The 23,755-nt window shown below is 71.8% G+C and carries 23 protein-coding genes and 1 riboswitch; of the genes, 13 read left to right on the top strand and 10 right to left on the bottom strand.

The genetic code is table 11. The annotated features are described in order from the left end of the window. Window positions 1-35 precede the first annotated feature (35 nt). On the bottom strand, window positions 36-2,735 hold the full coding sequence (acnA, locus tag EOE48_RS04815) for an aconitate hydratase AcnA (RefSeq protein WP_127727648.1): 2,700 nt from the start codon (window positions 2,733-2,735) through the stop codon (window positions 36-38). Window positions 2,736-3,333: 598 nt separating this feature from the next. On the opposite strand from acnA, the gene ccmA reads away from it, so the two are divergent. Together ccmA and ccmB are read left to right on the top strand one after the other, a co-directional pair. Further along, complete coding sequence (gene ccmA / locus EOE48_RS04810; protein WP_127727647.1) at window positions 3,334-3,978, top strand: heme ABC exporter ATP-binding protein CcmA; 645 nt, start codon at window positions 3,334-3,336, stop codon at window positions 3,976-3,978. Next, window positions 3,975-4,643 carry a heme exporter protein CcmB gene (gene ccmB / locus EOE48_RS04805; protein ID WP_127727646.1) on the top strand — a complete coding sequence of 223 codons (669 nt, stop codon included), beginning with the start codon at window positions 3,975-3,977 and terminating at the stop codon, window positions 4,641-4,643. Before ccmA ends, ccmB begins: the two co-directional genes overlap by 4 nt. A gap of 3 nt (window positions 4,644-4,646) precedes the next feature. On the opposite strand, the gene EOE48_RS04800 is transcribed toward ccmB, so the two are convergent. After that, window positions 4,647-4,820, bottom strand: a complete 174-nt coding sequence (locus EOE48_RS04800; RefSeq protein ID WP_127727645.1) for a DUF1328 domain-containing protein — start codon at window positions 4,818-4,820, stop codon at window positions 4,647-4,649. Window positions 4,821-5,115: 295 nt separating this feature from the next. On the opposite strand from EOE48_RS04800, the gene EOE48_RS04795 reads away from it, so the two are divergent. The 8 genes from EOE48_RS04795 to EOE48_RS04760 all read left to right on the top strand — a co-directional run bounded on the left by EOE48_RS04795 (window position 5,116) and on the right by EOE48_RS04760 (window position 10,006). Next, window positions 5,116-5,886, top strand: coding sequence for a heme ABC transporter permease (locus tag EOE48_RS04795; protein ID WP_127727644.1), 771 nt, complete (start codon window positions 5,116-5,118; stop codon window positions 5,884-5,886). Between the two features lie 14 nt (window positions 5,887-5,900). After that, on the top strand, window positions 5,901-6,047 hold the full coding sequence (ccmD, locus tag EOE48_RS04790; RefSeq protein ID WP_127727643.1) for a heme exporter protein CcmD: 147 nt from the start codon (window positions 5,901-5,903) through the stop codon (window positions 6,045-6,047). Next, window positions 6,044-6,661, top strand: a complete 618-nt coding sequence (locus EOE48_RS04785) for a DsbE family thiol:disulfide interchange protein (protein ID WP_127727642.1) — start codon at window positions 6,044-6,046, stop codon at window positions 6,659-6,661. The genes ccmD and EOE48_RS04785 overlap by 4 nt, the downstream gene beginning before the upstream one ends. Window positions 6,662-6,664: 3 nt before the next feature. Then, complete coding sequence (locus EOE48_RS04780; RefSeq protein WP_127727641.1) at window positions 6,665-6,985, top strand: hypothetical protein; 321 nt, start codon at window positions 6,665-6,667, stop codon at window positions 6,983-6,985. A 115-nt stretch (window positions 6,986-7,100) separates the two neighbouring features. Then, window positions 7,101-7,877, top strand: a complete 777-nt coding sequence (locus EOE48_RS04775; protein ID WP_127727640.1) for a GntR family transcriptional regulator — start codon at window positions 7,101-7,103, stop codon at window positions 7,875-7,877. Then, a complete protein-coding gene (gene kduI / locus EOE48_RS04770; RefSeq protein WP_127727639.1) occupies window positions 7,874-8,710 on the top strand; it encodes a 5-dehydro-4-deoxy-D-glucuronate isomerase in 837 nt (278 codons plus the stop codon). The genes EOE48_RS04775 and kduI overlap by 4 nt, the downstream gene beginning before the upstream one ends. Before the next feature lie 5 nt (window positions 8,711-8,715). Beyond that, window positions 8,716-9,471, top strand: a complete 756-nt coding sequence (gene kduD / locus EOE48_RS04765) for a 2-dehydro-3-deoxy-D-gluconate 5-dehydrogenase KduD (protein WP_127727638.1) — start codon at window positions 8,716-8,718, stop codon at window positions 9,469-9,471. Between the two features lie 55 nt (window positions 9,472-9,526). After that, complete coding sequence (locus EOE48_RS04760) at window positions 9,527-10,006, top strand: hypothetical protein (RefSeq protein WP_127727637.1); 480 nt, start codon at window positions 9,527-9,529, stop codon at window positions 10,004-10,006. Between the two features lie 21 nt (window positions 10,007-10,027). Here the strand turns inward: EOE48_RS04760 and EOE48_RS04755 are convergent, their stop codons facing one another. Next, a complete protein-coding gene (locus tag EOE48_RS04755; RefSeq protein WP_246153962.1) occupies window positions 10,028-10,795 on the bottom strand; it encodes a GyrI-like domain-containing protein in 768 nt (255 codons plus the stop codon). Window positions 10,796-10,982: 187 nt separating this feature from the next. Here EOE48_RS04755 and dapF point away from each other — a divergent pair, with 187 nt between their 5' ends. Continuing rightward, window positions 10,983-11,870, top strand: a complete 888-nt coding sequence (gene dapF / locus EOE48_RS04750; protein ID WP_127727636.1) for a diaminopimelate epimerase — start codon at window positions 10,983-10,985, stop codon at window positions 11,868-11,870. Continuing rightward, entirely contained in the window at window positions 11,870-13,102 is a 1,233-nt protein-coding gene (gene mtaB / locus EOE48_RS04745) for a tRNA (N(6)-L-threonylcarbamoyladenosine(37)-C(2))-methylthiotransferase MtaB (RefSeq protein WP_127727635.1), read from the top strand. Before dapF ends, mtaB begins: the two co-directional genes overlap by 1 nt. Window positions 13,103-13,112: 10 nt before the next feature. Here mtaB and EOE48_RS04740 read toward each other — a convergent pair whose 3' ends face one another. Both EOE48_RS04740 and EOE48_RS04735 read right to left on the bottom strand, forming a co-directional pair. Beyond that, entirely contained in the window at window positions 13,113-14,126 is a 1,014-nt protein-coding gene (locus tag EOE48_RS04740; RefSeq protein WP_127727634.1) for a zinc-dependent alcohol dehydrogenase family protein, read from the bottom strand. Between the two features lie 112 nt (window positions 14,127-14,238). Further along, complete coding sequence (locus EOE48_RS04735) at window positions 14,239-15,024, bottom strand: S24 family peptidase (RefSeq protein ID WP_127727633.1); 786 nt, start codon at window positions 15,022-15,024, stop codon at window positions 14,239-14,241. Window positions 15,025-15,247: 223 nt separating this feature from the next. Between EOE48_RS04735 and EOE48_RS04730 the strand changes: the two genes are divergently transcribed. After that, window positions 15,248-18,784, top strand: coding sequence for an SPRY domain-containing protein (locus EOE48_RS04730; protein ID WP_127727632.1), 3,537 nt, complete (start codon window positions 15,248-15,250; stop codon window positions 18,782-18,784). Between the two features lie 331 nt (window positions 18,785-19,115). Here EOE48_RS04730 and EOE48_RS04725 read toward each other — a convergent pair whose 3' ends face one another. The 5 genes from EOE48_RS04725 to EOE48_RS04705 all read right to left on the bottom strand — a co-directional run bounded on the left by EOE48_RS04725 (window position 19,116) and on the right by EOE48_RS04705 (window position 23,592). Continuing rightward, the gene (locus EOE48_RS04725; RefSeq protein WP_127727631.1) at window positions 19,116-19,724 is read right to left on the bottom strand and encodes a thiamine phosphate synthase; all 609 of its coding nucleotides are present in this window, start codon (window positions 19,722-19,724) and stop codon (window positions 19,116-19,118) included. Beyond that, a complete protein-coding gene (gene thiG / locus EOE48_RS04720; protein WP_127727630.1) occupies window positions 19,721-20,500 on the bottom strand; it encodes a thiazole synthase in 780 nt (259 codons plus the stop codon). The genes EOE48_RS04725 and thiG overlap by 4 nt, the downstream gene beginning before the upstream one ends. 24 nt (window positions 20,501-20,524) lie before the next feature. Next, complete coding sequence (thiS, locus tag EOE48_RS04715; RefSeq protein WP_127727629.1) at window positions 20,525-20,737, bottom strand: sulfur carrier protein ThiS; 213 nt, start codon at window positions 20,735-20,737, stop codon at window positions 20,525-20,527. Beyond that, window positions 20,734-21,930, bottom strand: coding sequence for a glycine oxidase ThiO (gene thiO / locus EOE48_RS04710; RefSeq protein ID WP_127727758.1), 1,197 nt, complete (start codon window positions 21,928-21,930; stop codon window positions 20,734-20,736). Before thiO ends, thiS begins: the two co-directional genes overlap by 4 nt. Window positions 21,931-21,999: 69 nt before the next feature. Next, window positions 22,000-22,134, bottom strand: a riboswitch (TPP riboswitch). Window positions 22,135-22,341: 207 nt separating this feature from the next. After that, on the bottom strand, window positions 22,342-23,592 hold the full coding sequence (locus EOE48_RS04705; RefSeq protein WP_127727628.1) for an adenylate/guanylate cyclase domain-containing protein: 1,251 nt from the start codon (window positions 23,590-23,592) through the stop codon (window positions 22,342-22,344). Window positions 23,593-23,755: the final 163 nt, after the last annotated feature.

Raw genomic sequence — 23,755 nt, 5'->3', positions numbered from 1 at the left:
TCCCCCGCAGAGGGGGGAGGGTCAGACCGGAGCCCTCAGGCCGCGAGCTGGCGCAGGACGTAGGGCAGGATCCCGCCGTTGCGGAAGTATTCCAGCTCGTCGAGCGTATCGATGCGGCAGGTGAGCGGGACCTCCTGCTTGGTGCCGTCGGCCGAGGTGATCTCGGCGACCAGGGTCTGGCGCGGCTTCAGCTCGCCGGCGAGGCCCTTGATCGTGACGGTCTCGTCGCCCTTGAGGCCGAGCGACGCCCACGAGGTGTCGCCCTGGAACACCAGCGGCACCACGCCCATGCCGACGAGGTTCGAGCGGTGGATGCGCTCGAAGCTCTCGGCCACCACGGCGCGGACGCCGAGCAGCTTGGTGCCCTTCGCCGCCCAGTCGCGCGACGAGCCGGTGCCGTACTCCTTGCCGGCGAAGATGACGAGCGGCGTGCCCTCGGCCTCGTAGCGCATCGCCGCGTCGTAGATGAACATCTTCTCGGCCGAAGGCTGGAACAGCGTCCAGCCGCCCTCGACCACGTTGCCGGACTCGTCGCGCACCATCTGGTTCTTGATGCGGATGTTGGCGAAGGTGCCCCGCATCATGACTTCGTGGTTGCCGCGGCGCGTGCCGTACTGGTTGAAGTCCTGCACCCGGACCTGATGATCCTGCAGGTAGGCACCGGCCGGCGAGGCCGCCCGGATATTGCCGGCCGGCGAGATGTGGTCGGTGGTGATCGAGTCGAGAAACAGCCCGAGGATGCGGGCATTCACCACGTCCTCGACCGGCTTCGGGGTCTTCTCCATGCCGACGAAGTAGGGCGGGTTCTGGACGTAGGTCGAGCCCGGGTTCCACGAGAAGGTCTCGGCCTGCGTGACCTCGACGCCCTTCCAGTTGTCGTCGCCGCCAAACACGTCGGCGTAGCGCGACTTGAACAGGCCGGACGTGATGTTGGCCTCGATGAACTCCTGCACCTCGGCGGTCGAGGGCCAGATGTCCTTCAGGTAGACCGGCTGGCCGTCCGAGCCGTGGCCGATCGGGTCCTTGGTCAGGTCGAGCTGCATCGAGCCGGCGAGCGCGTAGGCGACGACGAGGGGCGGCGAGGCGAGGTAGTTCGCCCGCACGTCGGGGTTCACCCGGCCCTCGAAGTTGCGGTTGCCCGACAGCACCGCGGCGGCCACGACGTCGTTGTCGTTGATCGACTTCGAGATCGCCGCCGGCAGCGGACCGGAATTGCCGATGCAGGTGGTGCAGCCGAAGCCGACGAGGTTGAAGCCCAGCGCGTCGAGGCTCGGCTGGAGGCCGGCCTTGTCGAGGTACTCGGCCACCACCTGCGAGCCGGGGGCGAGCGAGGTCTTCACCCACGGCTTCGAGCGCAGGCCCTTGGCGACCGCGTTGCGGGCGAGCAGGCCGGCGCCGATCATCACGCTCGGGTTCGAGGTGTTGGTGCAGGACGTGATCGCCGCGATGACGACGTCGCCGTGGCCGATGTCGAAGTTCGCGCCCTCGACGGGATAGCGCCGGGCGATGTCGGCCGCCTTCTTGAACTCGGTCTCCATCGCGCCGGCGAAGCCGGTCTTGGCGCCGTCGAGCAGCACCCGGTCCTGCGGCCGCTTCGGGCCGGCGAGCGACGGCTTCACGTCGCCCATGTCGAGTTCGAGCGTGTCGGTGAAGACCGGGTCCGGGGTGGCCGCGTCACGCCACATCCCCTGCGCCTTGGCGTAGGCCTCGACGAGCGCGATGCGATCGTCCGCGCGGCCCGTGACCGTCAGGAAGTCGATGGTCTTCTGGTCGACGGGGAAGAAGCCGCAGGTCGCGCCGTACTCGGGGGCCATGTTGGAGATCGTGGCGCGGTCGGCGACCGACATGTCGTCGAGGCCGGGGCCGTAGAACTCCACGAACTTGCCGACCACGCCCTTCTTGCGCAGCATCTGCGTCACGGTGAGCACGAGGTCGGTGGCGGTGGTGCCCTCGGGCAGCTTGCCCGACAGCTTGAAGCCGACGACCTCGGGGATCAGCATGGAGAGCGGCTGGCCGAGCATCGCCGCCTCGGCCTCGATGCCGCCGACGCCCCAGCCGAGCACCGCGAGGCCGTTGACCATGGTGGTGTGCGAGTCGGTGCCGACGAGCGAGTCCGGATACGCGACCTCGGTGCCCTCGAACGGCTTCGTCCAGACGGTCTGCGACAGGTATTCGAGGTTGACCTGGTGGCAGATGCCGGTGCCGGGCGGCACGACCGAGAAGTTGTCGAACGCCGACTGGCCCCACTTGAGGAAGGTGTAGCGCTCGCCGTTGCGCTCGTATTCCAGCGCGACGTTGTCGGCCAGCGCCTTCGGGGTGCCGAACTCGTCGACGATGACCGAGTGGTCGATGACGAGGTCGACCGGGACGAGCGGGTTGATCTTCTGCGGGTCGCCGCCGAGCGCCACCATGGCGTCGCGCATCGCCGCGAGGTCGACCACCGCCGGCACGCCGGTGAAGTCCTGCATCAGCACGCGGGCGGGGCGGAAGGCGATCTCGACCTCGGTCTTGCCGCGGTTGCCGAGCCAGCCCACCACCGCCTCGATGTCGGCCTTCTTGACCGAGCGGTCGTCCTCGTAGCGCAGCAGGTTCTCGAGCAGCACCTTCATCGAGAAGGGCAGCGTCGCCGCGTCGGCGAGGCCGTTCTTCATCGCCTCGGGGATCGAGAAGTAGGTGTAGCTCTTGCCGCCGGCCTGGAGCGTCTGACGGGACTTGAAGCTGTCGATGGATGCCACGGCGTGGTCCTCGCGAGGGGTTGTCGAACACGGCGCAGGCATAACCTGCGCCAGGGTGCAGTGTTCGGCCGGATGCGCTCACGGAGCCCGCGCCGCCGCGGCGGCCCCGACTCCGATTCCCGTGCGGCACCGGCGGGCGAGGAGTCTTGAAAGGTCCTCGCGCCGCCGACCCGACGATGCGCGCGCCGCCCCGGGGGTGCCCGGACTGGGATGCGCGACTGGGCGGTTTGGACGCCTCTGAAGCTCGCGCGGCGCAGCCTGCGCTGCATATAGAACACTTCGAAACTGCCCGCTACCGCGGCCTTGCGACCTACAAGGGCAATCGCTCCATAGCGATTGCCCTTGTTTCCTGCTTGGCCTCAGGCGCCGGCATTCGCATCCGCTCACTTGGCTTTCGCTCCGTTCTGCATTCGAAGGGACGTTCGTCCCCTCGAACCCGCTCCGCGGGGCGCTCTTCGCGCCCGCCATTGAGCGTCGCCCTGCGGGCGACCGCAGGACAATCGCTGGAGCGATTGTCCTGGCGACCTGGGATGCAGGCATTCTCAGGCGCGGCGGGCCGTCGTAGGACGGCGCTCCTCCCCTTCCGTCCGGAGCGCCCGTGCGCCTGATCGCCGAGACCCTCGCCTGCCGGCGCTCCGGCCGCCGGATCTTTTCGGGGCTGTCCTTCACCCTCGCGGACGGGGACGCCCTGGTCGTCACCGGGCGCAACGGGGCCGGCAAGTCGTCGCTGCTGGCGATCCTCGCCGGGCGGCTGCGGCCGGAGTCCGGGCGGCTGCGGGCCGAGGGCATCGGCGAGCGCACCATCCCCGAGACCCTGCACGTCGTCGGGCACCGCGACGGCCTGAAGGGCGCGCTCACCGCGCAGGAGAACCTCGCCTTCGCCCGCGACCTCCTCGGCGACGCCGCGATGGCGCCGCGGGAGGCGCTCGCCCGCCTCGGCCTCGCCCATGCGGCGGGCCTGCCGGTGGGCTACCTCTCGGCCGGGCAGCGGCGGCGGGTGGCGCTCGCCCGTCTCCTCGTCTGCCGCCGCCCGCTCTGGCTCCTCGACGAGCCGACCGCGGCCCTCGACGCCGCCTCGCAGGCGATGCTGGCCGGGCTGATGCGCGAGCACCTCGCGGCGGGCGGCCTCGTGGTGGCGGCGACTCATCAGGCGCTCGGCCTCGACGACGCGCGGCGGCTGTCGATCGAGGCGTACCGCCCGGCCCGGCCGTCGCCGGACGCGGCGGCGGAGGATTGGGCATGACCCGCGCCTTCCTGGCGGTGCTCGCCCGCGACCTGCGGCTCGCCGGCCGCATCGGCGGCTCGGGGGCGCTCGGCCTCGTGTTCTTCCTGATGATCGTGGTGATGGTGCCGTTCGCGCTCGGCCCCGACCTCAACCTTCTGTCGCGGATCGGCCCGGCGATCCTGTGGCTCGCCGCGGTGCTCGCCACCCTGATCGGCCTCGATCGGCTGTTTCAGGCCGACGAGGAGGACGGCTCCCTCGACCTCATCGCCGGCACGCCGGCCCCGCTCGAACTCGTGGTGGTGGCCAAGGTCGTGGCGCACTGGCTCACCACCGGGCTGCCGCTGGCGCTGGCGGCGCCTGTGTTCGGGCTCCTCGTCGCCCTGACCCCGACCGCGATGGCGGCGACCAGCCTGACGCTCCTCGTCGGCACCCCGGCCCTGACCTTCATCGGCGCGGCGGGCGCCGCGCTCACCGCCTCGATCCGCCGAGGCGGCCTGATCCTCGCGGTGGTGGTGCTGCCCCTGATGATCCCGACGCTGATCTTCGGCGTCTCGGCCACCGAGGCGGCCGGCGGCGGCACCGTGCCGTTCGCCACCCCGCTGATGATCCTCGCGGCGCTCAGCCTCGTCGCCGCCGTCACCGGCACGCTGGCGGCGGCGGCGGCGTTGCGGTGGGGGGAGTAGGGATCAGAACACCGCCTGCCCGAGCAGCACCGCCACAACCACGATCACCACGGCGATCACGAGGAACAGGCCGAACAGCAGCCGGGCGATGCCGCGGGCCCCCGACGCGACGTTGGTGAAGCCGAGCGCACCGGCGACCAGCGAGATGACGAAGAAGATGATCGCCCACTTCAGCATGACGGACCCCCGACGCGAAACCGTCGCATCAACCGCCGCGGCCAAGGTTCGTTCCCCCATGGCTTGCGCCCGCAAGCCATGCCGCGTGACGGGCGCGAAAAGCGCCCCGTGGAGCGGGTTCGTCAGGACGTCGTCCTCACGAACACGGAGCGGAACGAGAGCCGAGGTCGCGGACGCGACCGCCGTCGCCTGAGGCGAGAGAGGATGCAGTCCGGGCGACCGCGCACGCGGCCGCCCGGACTGCGCCCATCGTCCGCATTGCCGCCGCGCCGGCCGCCGCGCTAGACCATCCGCCATGGCGATGTCCGTGTTCACGCGGCTGGCACAGCCCGGCCATTTCATGCGCTGGTCGGGCGCGGCCCTGCCGGCCCTGTGGGGGGTCGCGGCCACGCTTCTCGGCGTCGGGCTGTACCTGTCGTGGTTCGTCGCCCCGCCCGACTACCAGCAGGGCGAGACGGTGCGGATCATGTTCATCCACGTGCCCGCGGCGTGGCTCGGGGTGTTCTTCTACGCCACGATGGCGGTGTCGGCGGTCGGCACGCTGGTCTGGCGCCATCCGCTCGCCGACGTCGCCCAGCGCGCCGCTGCCCCGATCGGCGCCGCCTTCACCCTGGTCTGCCTCGTCACCGGCTCGCTGTGGGGCAAGCCGATGTGGGGCACCTACTGGGTCTGGGACGCCCGGCTGACCTCGATGCTGGTGCTGCTGCTGATCTATGCCGGGCTGCTCGCCTTGTGGCGGACGATCGAGGATCCCGCCCGGGCCGCCCGGGCGGTGGCGATCCTGACCCTCGTCGGCGCGGTCAACCTGCCGATCATCAAGTTCTCGGTGAACTGGTGGTCGACCCTGCACCAGCCGGCCTCGATCCTGCGCATGGGCGGCCCGACCATCCACCCGACGATGCTCTACCCGCTGCTGACGATGATCGCGGCGTTCTCGGTGCTGGGCATCGCCCTGCACCTTCAGGGCATGCGCACCGAATTGCTGCGCCGGCGCGTGCGCACCCTGACCATCCTGGAGGCCGAGCGCCTCGACGCGGCGCCGCTGCCGGCGCCGCAGGCGGCCTGAGCCGGAGGCGACCCGTGGACCTCGGACCGCACGCCGCCTTCATCCTCGGCGCCTACGCCTTCACCGCCCTGGTGGTGGCGGGCCTGATCGGGCACGCTTTGCTCGACCACCGCGCCCAGCGCCGGGCGCTCGCCGCGCTCCAGCACCGGAGGGAGCCGTGAGCGCGCCCGGCGAGGCTCCGCCGGCTGCCGGGCTCGACGCGGACCTGCCGGCGCGCCGCTCGCGGCTGGTCTTCCTGCTGCCGCTGCTGGCCTTCGCGGCGCTCGCCGGCATCTTCCTCGGCAAGCTGCTCTCGACCGGCTACGACCCCTCGGCGATCCCCTCGGCGCTGATCGGCAAGCCGGTGCCGGCCTTCGCGCTGCCCGGCATCCCGGGGCTGGTGCAGCCGGACGGCAAGCCGGTCCCGGGCCTGTCGAGCACCGACCTCACCGGCGAGGCGACGGTGCTCAACGTCTGGGCGTCGTGGTGCGCCCCGTGCCAGATCGAACACCCGATGCTGATGCGGCTGTCGCGCGACGGCATCCGGCTCGTCGGCATCGACTACAAGGACGAGGCCGAGAACGGCCGACGCTTCCTCGGCCGCCACGGCAATCCGTTCCGGGCGGTCGGCGCGGACGCGAGCGGACGCACCGGCATCGATTTCGGCGTCTACGGCGTGCCCGAGACCTTCATCATCGGTCCCGACGGCCGCATCCGCGACAAGCTCGTCGGCATCCTGACGCCCGAGAACTACGACGGCTTCGTCGCCCGGGTGCGGGCGGCGGGCAAGCCCTGACGGATGGGGCGCGGGGCCGCCCTGGCGGCGCTGGCGGTCGCCCTGGCCGCGACCGGCGCGGCGGCGGACGCGGACTCTGCCCGCCGGTATGCCAGCGAGGGCCGCGCGGCCCTCGCGCGCGGCGACGCCGCGGCGGCGCTGGCGGCCTACGACGCCGCCCTGGCGCAACTCGGCGACCACATGGCGCCGGCCGGCACGATCGACGACACCGGCCTCCACCTCGCCCTCGCCGACGCGAAAGCCCGGCAGGGCGACCCCGCCGCCGCGGCGCGGCTGAAGGCCCGGGTCGTGGCGACGCGGCTGTCGTTTCCCCCGCACCGGTGAGGCCGGCCGCGGCGAACCGCTCGCCGCCGCAAACCGCTTGCCAATCTGATATATCAGATTAATGTGCCGTTCGACGGGCGCCGGCAGCAGCGTGCCGCAGCGGTGGGAGGAGCGCATGGAGACCGGCAGCACGACGCCCGCGCGGCGCACGCCCGCTCGCCGGCCGGATCCGACCCGGGAGCGGCCGCCGACCGCCTCGGCGCTGATCCGCCAGGACCTGCGCGCCCGCATCACGTCCCTGGCGATGCGGCCGGGCGAACCGATCAACGAGAAGGAACTCGCCGCCGCCTACGGCGTCAGCCGCACCCCCGTCCACGAGGCGGTGCTGAAGCTCGCCGAGGAAGGGCTGGTCGCGATCTTCCCGCAGGCCGGCACCTTCGTCGCCCGCATCCCGTTCGGCGACCTGCCGGAGGCGCTCATCATCCGGCGCGCCCTGGAGGAGACCAGCGCGCGGCTCGCCGCCGAGCGGGCCGGGGCCGGGGCGCTGGCCGACCTCGACCGGGCGATGGATGCCCTGCGCGACGCCGCCGCCCGCGACGACCGCGAGGACTTCCACCAGGCCGACGAGGCGTTCCACGCCGGCATCGCCATGGCGGCGGGCCATCCCGGCATCTGGCGGCTGGTGCAGCAGGTGAAGATCCAGGTCGACCGCTTCCGCCGCCTCACCCTGCCCCAGCCCGGCCGCTTCGAGCGGGTGCTGGTCGAGCACCGGGCGGTGCGCGACGCGATCGCGGCCCGCGACCCGGCCGGGGCCGCCACCCGGATGGGCGCCCATCTCGACGGCCTGCTCGCCGACCTCGGCGACGTCGCCGGGCTCAACCCCGACTATTTCGACGCGCAGGCGCGCCCCGAGCGCGCCCCGCCCTCCACCACGAGGACGCCCGTTCCATGACGATCGAGATCCGCCAGGTGGCGCACCCGGAGGCGGTGCGCGGCTTCGACACCGAGACCCTGCGCCGCCACTTCCTGATCGAGCGGCTCTTCTCCCCGGGCGAGGTGCTGCTGACCTACAGCCACATCGACCGGCTGGTGGTCGGCGGCGCGATGCCGGTGGACGCGCCCGTGACCCTGCCGACCCCGAAGGCGGTCGGCACCGACGCCTTCCTGGCCCGGCGCGAACTCGGCGCGATCAATGTCGGCGGCCCCGGCCGGGTCCGGGTCGGCGGCGCCGTCCACGCGGTCGGACCGCGCGACGCGCTCTATGTCGGCATGGGCGCCGGCGAGGTGGTGTTCGAGAGCGACGACGCGGCGAGCCCCGCCAAGTTCTACCTCGTCAGCACCCCGGCCCACGCGGCCCACGAGACCGTGGTGATCCCGGCCGAGCGGGCGAACCGGATGGAGGTCGGCGATCAAGCGACCTCGAACCGGCGCACCATCCGCCAGTACATCATCCCGGGCGTGTGCACGTCGTGCCAGCTCGTGATGGGGCTGACCCAGCTCGAACCCGGCAGCATGTGGAACACCATGCCGTGCCACACCCACGACCGGCGCTCCGAGGTCTACCTGTATTTCGACCTCGACCCCAACGCCCGGGTGCTGCACCTGATGGGCGAGCCGAGCGAGACCCGCCACCTCGTCGTCGCCTCCGAGCAGGCGGTGCTGTCGCCGGGCTGGTCGATCCATTCCGGCGTCGGAACCAGCCACTACGCCTTCATCTGGGCGATGGGCGGCGACAACCAGGACTACACCGACATGGACATGGTCGCCATGTCCGCGCTGCGGTGAGCGCCATGGGCGGAGCCTTCGATCTCTCGGGCCGCAACGCCGTCGTCACCGGCGCCAATACGGGTCTCGGTCAGGCGATCGCGGTCGCGTTGGCGGAAGCGGGGGCCGGCATCGTCGCGGTCGGCCGCTCGGACATGAGCGAGACCGGCGACCGGGTGCGCGCCCTCGGCCGGCCGTTCCGGGCGGTCACCGCCGATCTGTCGAGCCTGGAGCCGGTCGCCCGCGTGGTGGCCGAGGCGGAGACCGCCGGGCGGCCCGACATCCTGGTCAACAACGCCGGCATCATCCGCCGCGCCGACGCCCTCGACTTCTCCGAGGCCGACTGGGACGCGGTGATGGACGTGAACCTGAAGTCGGTGTTCTTCCTGTCGCAGGCCTTCGCCCGCCGGATGCTCGCCGACGAGCGCGGCGGGCGGATCATCAACATCGCCTCGCTGCTGTCCTTCCAGGGCGGCATCCGGATCCCGTCCTACACCGCCTCGAAGAGCGGGCTCGCGGGCCTGACCCGGCTGCTCGCCTGCGAATGGGCGGGCCGGGGCATCAACGTCAACGCGATCGCGCCGGGCTACTTCATCACCAACAACACGGAGGCCCTGCGGGCCGACCCGGAGCGCAGCGGCCAGATCCTCGGGCGCATCCCCGCCGGCCACTGGGGCGACCCGCGCGACCTCGGCGGCGCGGCGGTCTTCCTCGCCTCCCCGGCGGCGTCGTACATCCACGGGATCGTGCTGCCGGTCGACGGCGGCTGGCTGGCCCGCTGAGTTCCGTTCGCCGGGACCGCGCCGGCGGGAACGCGACGGAGCGGGAGGAAGCGCGATGCGGTGCATCGGGACCGGACGGGCGGCGCGCTCCGTCGTGCTGCTGACTCTGGCGACGGCCGGGCTGTGCTCCGCGGGCGTCGGCGCGGCGCAGCCGGCCGGGAGCGAACGCGGCGCGGACCTTCCGCTTCCGACCTGCGCCGAGGTGAGGGCGTCGGCGCTGGTCGGCGGCGCGCTCGCGGACGCGTTCTATGCGCGCTATCCCAAGCGTCTCGCCGACCCGCGGACCGTCAGAAAACTCCCGCTCGACCGCGACGGCCTCGCCAACGTCGTGGACTACCTCGTCTGCGTCGCCGGCCTGACCGAGTTCGATCCGGTGGTGGTGGAGAACAGCCTCGCGCTGTTCGCCGACCGCGTCCAAGGCCCGGCCGCCACCGCGCGTCTCACCGCGCTGGCGCAGGGGACCGGCTGGGAGGCGAACGCCGCCCGCACGTTCCGGACCCAGGTCCGGGGCCATCTGCGGGGTCCGGGGCGGTGACCCGAGACGAACCGCGCCGCCCTATTTCGGCAGGGCGTAGATGTTGACCTCCAGGTCGCCGTCCTGCGCGGTCTTGAGGTCGGTCAGGTACTCCTCCACGAAGGCGTCCTGGACGATGATGCCCTTGGCGTCGAGATAGGCGGTCACGGTCTCGTAGGTCTGGTCGATCCCGTCATAGGGGCCCTTGTGGACGAAGCGCAGGGCCTTGCCGCTCGGCGTCGTGCCGAAGCGCAGCTCCGCCGGCAGCCCGCCGGGCCGGGTCGCCGGGACGGCATCGACCGGCACCATCGCCTCGTACTGGAAGCCGTCGTCGTCGGTGCGGGTGAAGACCGCCACCGGCCGGCCGGTCGCCTTCACGCCGGCCTGCGCTAGCGCCGCCTCGATGCGCCCGATCGTCTCCTTCAGGCTCGCCACGGCGTTGTCCCAGGACGACTTGCCGGCGAGGATCGCTACGGGCTTGGCCGGCAGCGTCACCTCGTCGACGTCGGCCGGGTCGCCGGGCGCCTGGACCAGGGGCTGGCGCGCGCCGGCCGGGGGCGCGACGCCGGGCACCGGCAGCGCCTTCTCGGGCAGCGGAGGCTTCGGCGCCTCGCCCGAGGACGGGCCGGGGCCCGGCGCGGTGGTGCTCGGCAGCGGGGTCGCCTGGGCCGGCGACGGCGTGCCGGCGGGCGGGGCGGCGGTCGAGGGCGCCGGAACGGCCTGCTGCGCCCGCACCGGACCGGACAGGACGCCGACCGACAGGACGAGGCCGAGCACGGCGAGGGGGGCGGACACTCTCTTCACGGACAAGATCACGGGCAGGACGCTCCGTTCGCGAATCGCGGGCCTCGCGGCCCGGCTCGGTCCGGCGGGAGGGCCGACGGACCGACCGCCCGAACATAGGAGCGTTCCGGCGTTCCGGCGAGGCCGCGGTTTCGCGGCTCGCGCCGGGAACCGTTCTGTCCCATATAGCCGGCATCGCCACCCGGACATCGCCATGAGCCCCCTCGCCCATCGCCGCTTCCTCAAGATGAACGGCCTCGGCAACGAGATCGTGGTGCTCGACCTGCGCGGCTGCGCCGACCGGGTCCGGCCCGACGAGGCCCGGGCGATCGCCGCCGACCCGCGCTCGCACTTCGACCAGCTCATGGTGCTGCACGATTCCTCGGTGCCGGGCGTCGACGCGGCCCTGCGGATCTACAACACCGACGGGTCGGAGGCCGGCGCCTGCGGCAACGGCACCCGCTGCGTCGCCTGGGCGATGATGGACGATCCCGTCATGGCCCGCCCGGCCCCGGAGGGCCGGCTGCTGCTGGAGGGGCGCGGCGGCCTCCTGCGGGTCGAGCGCGTCTCGGCGACCGACTTCACCGTCGACATGGGGGCGCCGCGCCTGCGCTGGGACGAGATCCCGCTGGCCGAGCCGTTTCCCGACACCCGCCGCATCGAGCTGCAGATCGGCCCGATCGACGATCCGGTGCTGCACTCGCCGGGCGCCGTCAGCATGGGCAACCCGCACGCGGTGTTCTTCGTCGAGCGCGACCCGGAGACCTACGACCTCGGCCGGATCGGCCCGCTGCTCGAAGCCCACCCGATCTTCCCCGACCGGGCCAACATCTCGATCGCGCAGGTCCGCGACCGCGGCCGTATCGTCCTGCGGGTTTGGGAGCGCGGCGCCGGACTGACCCGGGCCTGCGGCACCGCCGCCTGCGCCGCCCTGGTGGCGGCCGCGCGCCTGCGGCTCACCGGCCGCGAGGCGGTGGTGAGCCTGCCCGGCGGCGACCTCGGCATCGCCTGGGGCGGGGACGACCACGTCCGGATGACCGGCCCGACCGAGCTGGAATGGGAGGGCACCTTCGCACTGGACCTCTTTGCCGGGGCGGCCTGATGCCGGTCGAGGTGCTGAGCTACGGCTGCCGCCTCAACACCGCCGAGGGCGAGGTCGTGCGCCGCGAGGCCGAGGCCGCCGGGCACGACGGCCTCGTCGTGGTCAACACCTGCGCGGTCACCGCCGAGGCCGGCCGGCAGGCGCGCAAGGCAATCCGCGCCCGGGCGCGGGACGGCGCCCGGATCGTCGTCACCGGCTGCGGCGCCCAGATCGAGACTGCCGCCTACGCGGCGATGCCGGAGGTGGCGGCGCTCGTCGGCAACGACGCCAAGCTGCACCGCACCACCTGGGACGGGCTCGACACGGGCGAGCGGGTGAAGATCGACGCGATGACGGGCCTCGCCCGGGCGGCGAGCCCGGCGCCGGTCCGCCCGGCCGGCCGCACCCGGGCCTTCGTGCCGGTGCAGAACGGTTGCGACCACCGCTGCACCTTCTGCGTGATCCCGGTCGGCCGCGGCAACTCGCGTTCGGTGCCGTCCGGGACCGTCATCGCGCAGATCCGCGACCTCGTGGCGGCGGGCAGCCGCGAGGTGGTGCTGACCGGGGTCGATCTCACCGCCTGGGGCCGCGACCTCACGGAAGGGTTCGGCCTCGGCGGCCTCGTCCGGCGCATCCTGCGGGCGGTGCCGGACCTCGACCGGCTGCGTCTGTCCTCGATCGATTCCGTCGAGGCCGATGCCGACCTCCTCGATGCGCTGGCCGAGGAGGCGCGGCTGATGCCGCATCTGCACCTGTCGCTCCAGGCCGGCGACGACCTGATCCTCAAGCGGATGAAGCGCCGCCACGGCCGCGACGACGCGGTCCGGTTCTGCCAGACCGTGCGGCGCCTGCGGCCGGACGCGGTCTTCGGCGCCGACCTCATCGCCGGCTTCCCGACCGAGACCGAGGCGCAGTTCGCCCGCTCCCTCGACCTGGTGGCGGAATGCGGGCTGGCGCACCTGCACGTCTTCCCGTACTCGCCCCGGCCCGGCACGCCGGCGGCCCGGATGCCGCCGGTGCCCGAGGCGGAGATCCGCGCCCGCGCCGCCCGCCTGCGCGAGGCCGGAGCCCGCGCCCTGGCGGACCGCCTCGACGGCGAGGTCGGACGGATGCGCCGGGTGCTGGCCGAGCATGGCGGGGTCGGGCGCACCGAGGGGTTCTTCCCGGTGCGCCTCTCCGAGGCCGTCGCGCCCGGCAGCCTCGTCGACCTGCGCATCGCCGGCCATGACGGGCGGGTGCTGCGGGCAGCCTGACCCTGCGCCGTCACCACTCGGCGCAGATCTTGCCGAAATGCGCCGCGGCTTCCTGGGTGCGGAACGCCTCGGCCAGATCCTCGAACGCGAAGGTCCGGTCGATCACCGGGCGCAGGGCCGACAGGCTGAGCGCCGCGACGAAGTCCTGCTGCTGGCGCCGGCTGCCGACGATCAGCCCTTGCAGCCGGGCCTGCTTGGCCATCAGCACCGAGGTCGGCACCTCGCCGCTGCGGCCGGTCAGCACGCCGATGAGCGAGATGTGGCCGCCGACCCGCACCGCCTGGATCGACTGCGCCAGGGTGCCGGGGCCGCCGAGCTCGATGACGTGGTCGACGCCGACGCCGCCGGTCCATTCGCGTGCCCTGGCGCCCCAGTCGGCGTGCTGCCGGTAGTTGATGGTGTGGTCGGCGCCCAGCGCCCGGGCCCGCTCCAGCTTCTCGTCGGAGGACGAGGTCACGATCACCGCTGCGCCCATCAGCTTGGCGATCTGGAGCGCCAGGATCGCGACGCCGCCGGTGCCGAGGGCGAGCACGGTGTCGCCGGCCTTGAGGGCGCCGTCGCCGACGAGGGCGCGCCACGCGGTCAGGCCCGCGGTGGTGATGGTGGCGGCCTCCGCGTGGCTCCAGCCCTTCGGCGCGTGGGTGAAGGCACCGACCGGCCGGACCGCGTGTCGGACCGCGAAGCCGTCGACGCCATCGCCGGGGGTCTCCGAGAAGCCCCCGACCGAGCCGCGGGGCGCGCCGTCCGGCCATTGCGGGAAGAAGCACGACACGACCGAGTCGCCGGGCCTGAACTCGGCGACGTGGGGGCCGACCGCCTCGACCACGCCGGCCCCGTCCGACATCAGCACCCGGCCGTCCTCGGACGGCGACCGGCCGCTCGCCACGATCAGGTCGTGGTAGTTGAGCGAGGTGGCGTGGATCGCGACCCGGATCTCGCCGGGTCCGGGGGCGCCGGGATCGGGCCGCTCCGCGATTTCCAGCCGGTCGAGGCCGCCCGGGGCGCGCACGACGATCGCCTTCATGACAACTCCTGGTCCTGCCGACACCGTAGCGGGACCGGTGATCGCGCATCCCGCACGGACCAACGCCCGAGATCCGTTGCGGATCGGGGAACCCGGCAACGCCGGCGCCGCCTCAATCGCCGTCGAGCTGGCGCAGCATCCCCTTGATGCGGCCGACGATCCGCAGACCATCGAGATCGGCCCGGGACACGACCTCGTCGGCGTAGCCCTCGGCCTTGTTGTCGCTGATGACCCGCACGCCGCCGCCCGCGAGCGGCTGAAGCCGTTTGGCCCGGACCATGCCCCCGATCACCAGCGTGTAGAGGCCCTCCTCCAAGACGTCGATCACCGAGGTGTCGACGATCACCACGTCACCACTCTTCAGCGTCGGGTACATCGAGTCGCCTCTGATCGGAAGAACGTGGGCATTCCGCGGTTGCACGCCGAGGCCACGCAGAAATCCTTCCTTCAGGGCGATCGTCCCCGCAGTCTCGTCGTCCGGAGGCACCGCCCCACGCCCCGCCAAGGCCTCGACGTGCAGGCGGGGCAGCATGACGAACCCTGAGGCAGGGAGCGTCTGAGTCGGCGACTGGACCATGCCACTTCCTATTTGTTCCTGTTTGGTTCCTCCTGGTACCTCATCCGACGATCCGGTGTCACGGGGCCCCTCGCCTGTTGCCATCCATTCGACGCGGAATTTCGCCGCCCGGCACAAGGCCACGACTCCCGGGAAGGGCGGTTTGGTCGGCCCGCGGCGCCAACGGCCGATCGCCTCGTCGGAGACGCCCACGATCTCGCCGGCCGCCGTGGAGCCGCCCAGCTTCGTGACCGCTTGGCTGATGCGGTCTCGAAGCCGGTCATCCATGAAATCATGGAAACCGAAGACCGGCCTCGCGGATGCGTCGCTAGAATCGGCCATCGTCCTCAAACCTCTCGCAAATTAGGGATCACCAAGGACATTTCCATAAAAATATGGAATCATGTCCACGTTTTTGCGTTGCAAACCACGAAAGTGTGGATACGGTCCATCCACCGGCCATTCAGCGGTCGGCGGACGGGGACGTCGGGGGTCAGCCCGAGCGCTTCCGGATCCCGTCCACGGCGGCCGACGCCGGGACCTTCTCCCTTGTGACGAGAGACCGATGACGAACTCCACCGACACCTTCTCCTCCGCGACCGTCGATCAGACCGCGGCATCGACCGCCGCCCCGGCTCTGCGCCGCTACGCCCACCCACCGCTCGTCAACCCGATCGAGCCCGGTGTCGCTGCCCATCCCGCGCGTCCGGGAACAGGCGTCGACACGATGCCGCTGCGCCCGGACTTCTTCGAGGAGCGCCGCGACCCGGCGATCTACGACATCGACGAGCAGGACGTCCTCATCACGGCCGCCGGTGGGCACCCGGCCAAGGGGCATTCGTCGGGCTGGATTCTGTACGGCCGCCATATCGTGATGGTGGGAATCGAGCGCACCGCTGCCCCAACCATCGGCGCGCCCAAGATCACCTACTACATGGGGCCGCTCGGCCGGCGCCACGTCGAGGGCTGCGTGTTCGACGGGTCGCTCGGCGGCGCCGACGATCAACATTACTCGATCCAGGGACCGCATCTCTGGAATCCCACGACGCTCGCCGATTTCTCGAGATTCCACGTCGGCTCGCTGATCATCACGCCGTCGCTGCGGCTCTATCGCCTGACGACGCCTGGAGTGTTCGTTACCAAACCCGCGCCGGTCGAGCCGACGCACGAGGGTACGATCGAGGTCTTCAACGGCACCGCCGGCCTCACATTCAAGAAAAAATATTCAGATCTCAACGGAGTGTTGGCTCACGACCAGTTCAAGGCCGACTTTCCACGCCAGACCCACACCTACCAGAACATCTATTCCCGCGGGCGTCACGGTTCCTATTTTCCGTTCGACGGCGGACCTACGGAACTTCCCAACAACGTTCGGGGGGACGGGCAGGACTACGTCCGCGCCTCCACGCCGATCACGGAGATCAGCCGCGATGGACTGGGCGTCGTCACCCTGAAGGCGCCGGGTCACGGCCTCGTCGCAGGGACGCACACCCGGATCAACGTCTGCTTCGCGCCCTACGAAACCCTGACAGATGGAAGCGTCGTGCGCCGCCTCGGGGGCGTGTGGGTGCCGACGGTCGTCGATGCGAGCACGATTACCTACCAGACGGGCATCACATCGCGCTTTCCGCCGCTGAACGCCCAGGGCCAGATCGAGCCGCTCAAGCCGCCGACCGACGAGCCGTTCGTGCTCCAATCGTTCACCAAGGCGGCAAGCTGTTCTCTCGTCATCTCCCAGACCGGCGTCGCAACGATCACGACCGAGGCGCCCCACAACAGCCCCGGCCTCAACACGAACCCCGATCTCGGCTTGAAGACGGTCCGCCTGTTCGGCCGCTCGCTGCCCAAGACGCTCGTCGGCACCGATCTTCCGGTGACCGCAACCGGCGCCAGCACCTTCACGGTCGATGTTTCCGACTTCACGAATCGTGGCGCATCCGGTCTTCAGGTCGGCAACTCGTATCCCGACCTCGTCGTGACGATGCATGGTAAGTTCACCGATCGCTACTCGCTGTCGTCGCACGCGGATTTCGACCAGTGCGACAACAACAGCCGCAACGGCACCGTACGGTATTATCGGTGCACCGACACTCATCACAGCTACGACCACACCATCGGCGGGCTGCGCTTCAAGGTGGAAACCGGATCGAGCGGGCTCGAATATGACAGCATCAACATTCGGCGGCGCCAGGAGATCATCCCCTACGACAACAGAAACTTCACTCTCTACTGCAACGAGTCGGACCAATCGGCGGGCGGCCCCATGGGTCGTGACGATTTCGCGGCGCAGTGTCCCCGCAGACTCACCGAGGTCAACTTCGGCAACGAGGTCAGAATCGAACTGGACCTGGACGAGGACGGCACAAGCGTCGTCCACCCGCCGGCCGGCAGCCGATGCAACGGTGACGAGACGGGGTCGATCGACCAGACCGTGGCGGGGCAGCGCTTCCTGACATGGCCGGCCGAGGGCAAGATGTTCGGCCGCTGCAATCTCGACCCGTGCCAGGGCGGCGACACGACCGAGCGCGACATCGTCCAGCGGTCCCAGGTCGGGAGCGGCTACGTCATGGACCGGCTCACCACGGCGTCGGCGCCGCCGGCTCCGACCGTGGAGCCGTCACCCACGTCGTTCTCCGAGAACACCCCCAAAGATGCCCAACTCGGCTGGATCCGCTGCCCGCACGGGCAGGAGGACCAGATCGTCGATGTGACCCTCGACGAGGACCACGGCGGCTCGCTCGGAGGGCGCTTCCGCATCCGTGGCGCGCGTCTCCTGCGTGGGCTCAAGGCGCTGAACTACGCCGGTGCGCAGGACATCGGCGGCGGTCAGCGGGGTTACAAGGTTCCCCTGATCGCTACGATGCGTAGCGACATCACCAAGAAGACGGCAGCGATCGTGACGATTCCGGTCACGAGGGAGATGAACCCGTTTCCGGTGAGCAGCGCGACTTGGAGCCCGACCGCGCTTCCGGCCGGCCTTGAACTCTCGGACGTGAACCTGACCGTCTCGGTCGAAGCCAACCAGAGTGCGATCGTACGCACCATCAAGGCCACGCGGGCGATCACCGACCAGAAGGCGTACTTCGAAGTCAAGGCGCTCGGCGTCACGGCCCCGGCCGACGGCCGATCCGCCATCGGCCTCGCACCGGCGACGCTCGGCTCCGGCACCACCCTGTACCAGTCCGGTGCAGGCGGAGTGAGCCTGCTCAACAGCGGAGCACTGCTCATCAACGGGGCTGCACCACCTGCGAACCAGGCATCGCCGAACCTCCCGTTCCTGGTGGCAGGCTCGGTGATACGGGTCTGCGTCGATCGGGTGGCGGGGAAGTTCTACCTCGCCCTCAACGGCGGGGCCTGGGCCAACGGCGCCGACCCGGTCGCCGGCACCGGCGGCTACAGCCTCCCGTCCGGCAGCACGAGCCTGTTCCCGGCCGTCACGACAAGGGGCGTCGGCGACAGATTCACCCTCCTGGTCGATGGAGGCTCGATCAACTACCCGATCCCGGCCGGCTACGCGGTGCTCAGCGAGACCTGGAACCCGGCCGCGCTGGCGGCCGGGCTGGTGCTCTCCAACGCCAACCTGACGGTGTCCGTCGCCTCCGGCCAGGGCGCGACCAATCGCACCATCAAGGCGACGAAGGCGATCACCGGCCGCAAGGTGTACTTCGAGGTCACGACCCTTGGCGTCACGCCGCCCGCGGCGAACGGCCGGGCCGCCATCGGCCTCGCGCCAGCGGCCCTCGGGTCCGGCACCCACCTGTTCCAATCGGGCAGCGGCGCGGTGGGCCTGCTTAACAACGGTAGGCTCTACATCAATGGGACCGAAATCCCGAACGTGAGCGGCCTCGCGTTCCTGGCGACAGGTTCGGTGGTGCGGGTCTGCGCCGATCTGGTGGCGGGAAAGCTCTACCTCGCCGTCAACGGCGGGGCCTGGGCCAACGGCGCCGACCCGGTCGCCGGCACCGGCGGCTACGACCTCCCGTCCGGTAGCACGAGCCTGTTCCCAGCCGTCACGACAAAGGGCGTCGGCGACAGCTTCGCGGCCGCCTTCGACCGGGGCGCGCTGAGCTACCCGATCCCGGGCGGCTACGCGGCACTCTAGCGCGGACGGCGGCGAGGCGACGACCGCCTCGCCGCTCAGGTGGCACGCTCAGGATTTCGGGCAGGATCCGGCGATGGCCGGATCCTGCCCGAGCCGTTGGATGCCGGTGCCGTCGTCCCGGCGCACCGAGTGATCCGCCTCATCCGGCTGCCGATCGATTGTTTCATACGAAATCCGATTGATCGCTTCGCGATGCGGATTTCGGCTTCGCTCATGCGCCGCGCGGGCTGACGATACGATTTCTGAATGATCGCTTCGCGATGCAGAAACCGGCTTCGCTCACGCGCCGGCTCAGGAGAGGGTTCTCGGAACGGCGCGTCCGACAACCGCATCACAGAGCAGCGAGCAGCGCCCGCACCGCCGCACCGGGATCCTCCGCCGCCATCACGCCGCCCATCACCGCGACGCCGCTCGCCCCTGCGGCGCGGCAGGAGGCGGCGGTGCCCGGATCGATGCCGCCGAGCGCCAGCACCGGCAGCCCGGTCGCGGCGGCGGCACGCAGGGCCTCCAGGCCGAGGGCGGGGCCGTAGCCGGGCTTGCTCGCGGTCGCGAAGATCGGGCTGAGCGTCGCGTAGTCGGCACCGGCGTCCCGGGCCGCGGCGACCTCGGCGAGGGAGTGGGCCGACACGCCGATCACGGCTCCCCCCCCGAGGCGGACGCGGGCCACCGGCACCCCGTCGGCACCGCCGAGATGGACCCCGCCGGCGCCGAGCCGCGCCGCCAGTTCCACGTCGCGGCCGATGGCGAGGCTGCCGCCGGCCCGGCCGACCAGCCCGGCGACCTCCTCCGCGAGGGCGGCGCGCTCGGCCTCGGGCAGGTCGCGGTCGCGCAGCCAGATCCAGCGCGCCCCGCCGGCCAGGGCCGCCGCGACCCGGTCGGTCAGCGGCGTCGCCGCGCCGTGGCGGTCGGTGACGACGAGGAGCCGGGACGGCAGGCTCACGAGCCGACGAGGCCGAGCTGCGGGCTCGACGGCTCGGCCCGGGCGCGGCGCGGGATCCGCCCGGCCCGGTGGGCGAGGCGGCCGGCCTCGACGGCGTGGCGCATGGCGCGGGCCATCGCCACCGGATCGTCGGCCTTGGCGACCGCGGTGTTCAGCAGGACCGCCGCGGCGCCGAGTTCCATCGCGATCACCGCGTCCGACGCGGTGCCGATGCCGGCATCGACGATCACCGGCACCGGCGAGCGCCGGCAGATCAGTTCGAGGTTGGCCGGGTTGGCGACGCCCATGCCCGAGCCGATCAGCGAGCCCATCGGCATCACCGCGGCGGCTCCGAGATCGGCGAGGCGGCTGCACACCACCGGGTCGTCGTTGCAATAGGGCAGCACGACGAAGCCGGCATCGACGAGCTGGCGCGTCGCCTCCAGGGTCTCGGCGACGTCGGGATACAGCGTCTCGCGGTCGCCGATCACCTCGACCTTGATCCAGTTGGTGCCGAGCGCCTCGCGGGCGAGTTCGGCGGTGGTGACCGCGTCGCGGGCGGTCTCGCAGCCGGCGGTGTTGGGCAGGAAGCGGTGGCCCTTGAGGCGGGACACCGTGTCGGAGCCGTGGCCGTGCAGCGAGATGCGGCGGATCGAGACCGTCACCACCTCGGCGCCGCTCTCCCGCACGGCCTCGCTCATGATCGCCTGGGTCGGGTAGCCGGCGGTGCCGATCAGCAGGCGCGACGCGAGGCTCGTGCCGGCGATGGTCAGGGGGTCGTCGTAGGCGTCGGTCATGGGTTCTCTCCCGGGGTTCTGGTGTCAGCCGCCCTGCATCGCGCGGACGATCTCGACGCGGTCGCCCTCGGACAGGGCGGTCGCGGTCCAGTCGCGCTGGCGCACCACCGCGCCGTTGAGCGCGATGGCGAAGCCCTGCGGGCCGGGCAGGTCGAGGTCGGCGGTCTCCTCGCGCCACAGGGCGTCGAGGGTGGCGGCCGCGCTGTCGCGGGGCTCGCCGTTGACGTGGAGCTTCATGCGGTCCCTCCGGAGCGGAAGCGGGCGAGGCCGAACGGCGCGGCGACCGGCGGCAGCGCCCCGCCGACCAGGAGCCCGGCGATCGCCGCGGCGGTGACCGGGGCGAGCAGGTAGCCGTTGCGGTGGTGGCCGGCCGCCAGGACCAGCCCGGGCGCCGCCTCGCCGAGGATCGGCGCGTCGTCGTCCGAGGTCGGGCGGTAGCCGCTCCAGATCCCGGCGATCCGCATCTCCTCGATGCCCGGCAGGGCGCGGCGGGCGCCCTCCAGCAGGGCGAACAGGCCGCCGGCGGTGAGGTCGGGGTCGAAGCCGGTCTCCTCGACGGTGGCGCCGACGATGAGGGTGCCGTCACCCTTGGGCGCCATGTGGACCTGCTCGGTCCAGACGACATGGTCGATGCCGCCGCTGCGCGGGGTGACGGCGAGCGCCATCGACTGGCCCTTGAGCGGGCGGACCGGCAGGGCGAGGTCGGGCAGCAGGCCGCCCTCCCCGGCCCAGGCGCCCGAGGCGATGATCGTGGTGGCGGCCCGCACCGCACCGGCGCCCGTGCGCAGGCCGACGACCCGGCCGCCCTCGCGCTCCAGCGCCTCGACGCTACAGCCCTCGATCAGCCGCCCGCCGGCGGCCCGCAGGGCGAGCCGCAGGGCCGCCATCACCCGGGCGGGGTCGACCTGATGGTCGTCGGCGCAGAACAGCCCGGCGGTGACGGTCGGGCGCAGGCCCGGCTCGCGGGCGCGGATAGCGGGGCCGGACAGCCACTCGACCGCGAGGCCGTCGCGGCGTTGAAGCTCATGGCGGAAGCGCAGGCGCTCGACCTCGTCGCGGCCGAGGGCGACGACGAGCGTGCCCTCGCGGCGGTAGTCGATGGACAGGCCCGACGCCGCTTCGAGGTCGTCGCGGAACGGGTGCCACAGGCGCTGGCTCTCGAGGCAGAGCGGCAGCAGCGCCTCGCCGCCCGGCTCGTGCTCGGCCGCCGCCGCCAGCATGCCGGTCGCCGCGAGGCTGGCGCCGTCGCCGGCCCGGCCGCGCTCGATCACCGCGACGGCGAGGCCCGCCGCCGCCAGCCGCCACGCGACCGACAGGCCGATCAGCCCGGCGCCGACGATCGCGACGTCGGCACGCTCCGGCAGCCGGTCGTCGGCGGCCGGCACCGGCTCGGCGATGCGCCGCCGGCCGAGGGGCGATGGGGGTTCGATGCGCAACCTCGTCTCCACGGTGGCCCGTCGAGATCGGAACTGCGCCTGCCTGCGGTGAAAGCGCCGGGTCTCGCGGACCCCGTCCAATCCCTACGCCGGTATGAGCCGGATCAGGTTCGAAGGATTTCCGCGCCGACCGGCGGCCGTGACGGCCTCGGTCCAGCGGTGTCTCAGCCCCTTGTCGGGGATCTCCCTGGAACGGACCGTTATGTGGGCGCCGGCGGGCGCGCCGTCAACCCGAGAGGGCAATCGCGTCGGCGATTGCCCTGGGGTCGCCCGAAGGGCGACGCTTGATGGCGGGCGCGAAAAGCGCCCCGCGGAGCGGGTTCGAGGGGACGAATGTCCGCTCGAACACAGAGCGGAGCGAGAGCCAAGTGAGCGGACGCGAACGCCGGCGCCTGAGGTCAGCAGTCAACCAGACTTGCCCGGACGGTAGATCTCCATCTCCTCGGCGAAGCCGTCGAGGGGATGGGTGCCGAGCGGCTCGGGATCGCCCCACAGGAAGTCGACGAACGGCTTCGACATCAGCAGCGGCTCGCTCAGGATCTTGTTGAGCTTGGCGAGCCGGCTGGCGAGGTTCACGTCGCGCCCGATGACGGTGAAGTCGAGCCGGGCGCCGGAGCCGACATTGCCGTAGGCGGCCTCGCCGTGATGCAGGCCGATTCCCGCCTCGATCCGGGTAGCGAAGCGGCCGGCGCGGTTGGCCTCGTCGAGGCGGCGCAGGGCGTTCTGGGCCGCGGTGAGCGCGCCCTGGGCGGCCCCGCCGAGGTCGTCGCCGCTCTCGCGGAAGATCGCCAGCAGGCCGTCGCCCATGTACTTCAAGACCTCGCCGCCCTCGCTCTCGATCGGCGGCACGAGGCAGTCGAAATAGGTGTTGAGCAGTTCGACCGACTCCTCGGGCGTCAGGGCGTCGGTGAGGTGGGTGTAGCCGCGCATGTCGGCGAACAGGATCGCCGAGCGGATGCGCTGGACCTGCCCCCGCCGGATGATGCCCGACAGGATCGCCTGATGCGGCCCGTCGCCGACATAGACCCGCAGGACGTGGTCGAGGCGGGAATTGACCGCGCGCATCTCCATCACGGCCGACAGCGTCGGCACGACGAAGCGCAGGACCGCGAGGTGCTCGTCGCTGAAGCCGTCGGGGTCGCGGGTCGCGAAGGTGACGCCGTTCTTGGTGCCGTTGGTGAAGAACAGCGGCACCGTGAGGTAGTGTACGTAGCCCTCCGCCTTCAGTTCCGGGATGATCGAGAAGCGGTCGTCGGGCGTCTCGCGCAGGTCGAGGAGCAGCCACTCGCCGGTGGCGTAGACGTGGGCGAACGGGCTCGCGGCGAGCGCCTGCTCGCTCGCCTCGCCGTGGGGAAACAGCCGGATCGTCACCCCGCTCTCGCGGGTCCAGAACCGGCCGATGCCGGAATAGTCGGAATGCAGCGCGTCGATGGCGGTGGTGGCGCGGTCGACCGGCAGGCCGAGGTCGATGAGGCGCCGGGCCATGCCGGACAGGAGGTCGCTCGCCTCCGGGATCCTGGCCCCCTCGCTGAGCAGCCAGTCGCGCAGCGCGACGCAGGCCCGGATCGACCCGACCGGGATGGCGCTCGCCTCCGACCCGTCCGCCTGCGCCGTCGGCGGCGGAGCGGAGGAAGCGGAGGCGTCGGCGGCGGGCATGGGGGGCAGATGGGCTCTCCCGTCCGGGACGGCAAGGCTTGGCCGTGCGGCGAGAGGGGCGGATCGTCGTCCGTGCTCCATCCATCGACCACGGAGGGGTTTGGTGGTCGAAGGATGGAGCGTAGCAGCCCGCGTCCCATGGGCAACGCGCACCGGGGCTTGG

This window comes from Methylobacterium oryzihabitans (assembly GCF_004004555.2).
Taxonomy (GTDB): Bacteria; Pseudomonadota; Alphaproteobacteria; order Rhizobiales; family Beijerinckiaceae; genus Methylobacterium; species Methylobacterium oryzihabitans.
Note: the sequence above shows the minus strand (reverse complement) of the source record. Positions and strands in the feature narration are given on the sequence as shown.

Bases quoted from the DNA above. Each gene is read 5' to 3' on its own strand.
- thiG (WP_127727630.1), bottom strand. From the start codon at position 20,500: ATGACCGACGCCTACGACGACCCCCTGACCATCGCCGGCACGAGCCTC.
- kduD (WP_127727638.1), top strand. From the start codon at position 8,716: ATGGGCGGAGCCTTCGATCTCTCGGGCCGCAACGCCGTCGTCACCGGC.
- thiS (WP_127727629.1), bottom strand. From the start codon at position 20,737: ATGAAGCTCCACGTCAACGGCGAGCCCCGCGACAGCGCGGCCGCCACC.
- EOE48_RS04800 (WP_127727645.1), bottom strand. From the start codon at position 4,820: ATGCTGAAGTGGGCGATCATCTTCTTCGTCATCTCGCTGGTCGCCGGT.
- EOE48_RS04740 (WP_127727634.1), bottom strand. From the start codon at position 14,126: ATGAAGGCGATCGTCGTGCGCGCCCCGGGCGGCCTCGACCGGCTGGAA.
- EOE48_RS04705 (WP_127727628.1), bottom strand. From the start codon at position 23,592: ATGCCCGCCGCCGACGCCTCCGCTTCCTCCGCTCCGCCGCCGACGGCG.
- kduI (WP_127727639.1), top strand. From the start codon at position 7,874: ATGACGATCGAGATCCGCCAGGTGGCGCACCCGGAGGCGGTGCGCGGC.
- EOE48_RS04760 (WP_127727637.1), top strand. From the start codon at position 9,527: ATGCGGTGCATCGGGACCGGACGGGCGGCGCGCTCCGTCGTGCTGCTG.
- EOE48_RS04775 (WP_127727640.1), top strand. From the start codon at position 7,101: ATGGAGACCGGCAGCACGACGCCCGCGCGGCGCACGCCCGCTCGCCGG.
- EOE48_RS04730 (WP_127727632.1), top strand. From the start codon at position 15,248: ATGACGAACTCCACCGACACCTTCTCCTCCGCGACCGTCGATCAGACC.
- EOE48_RS04795 (WP_127727644.1), top strand. From the start codon at position 5,116: ATGGCGATGTCCGTGTTCACGCGGCTGGCACAGCCCGGCCATTTCATG.
- ccmB (WP_127727646.1), top strand. From the start codon at position 3,975: ATGACCCGCGCCTTCCTGGCGGTGCTCGCCCGCGACCTGCGGCTCGCC.
- mtaB (WP_127727635.1), top strand. From the start codon at position 11,870: ATGCCGGTCGAGGTGCTGAGCTACGGCTGCCGCCTCAACACCGCCGAG.
- EOE48_RS04780 (WP_127727641.1), top strand. From the start codon at position 6,665: ATGGGGCGCGGGGCCGCCCTGGCGGCGCTGGCGGTCGCCCTGGCCGCG.
- EOE48_RS04735 (WP_127727633.1), bottom strand. From the start codon at position 15,024: ATGGCCGATTCTAGCGACGCATCCGCGAGGCCGGTCTTCGGTTTCCAT.
- dapF (WP_127727636.1), top strand. From the start codon at position 10,983: ATGAGCCCCCTCGCCCATCGCCGCTTCCTCAAGATGAACGGCCTCGGC.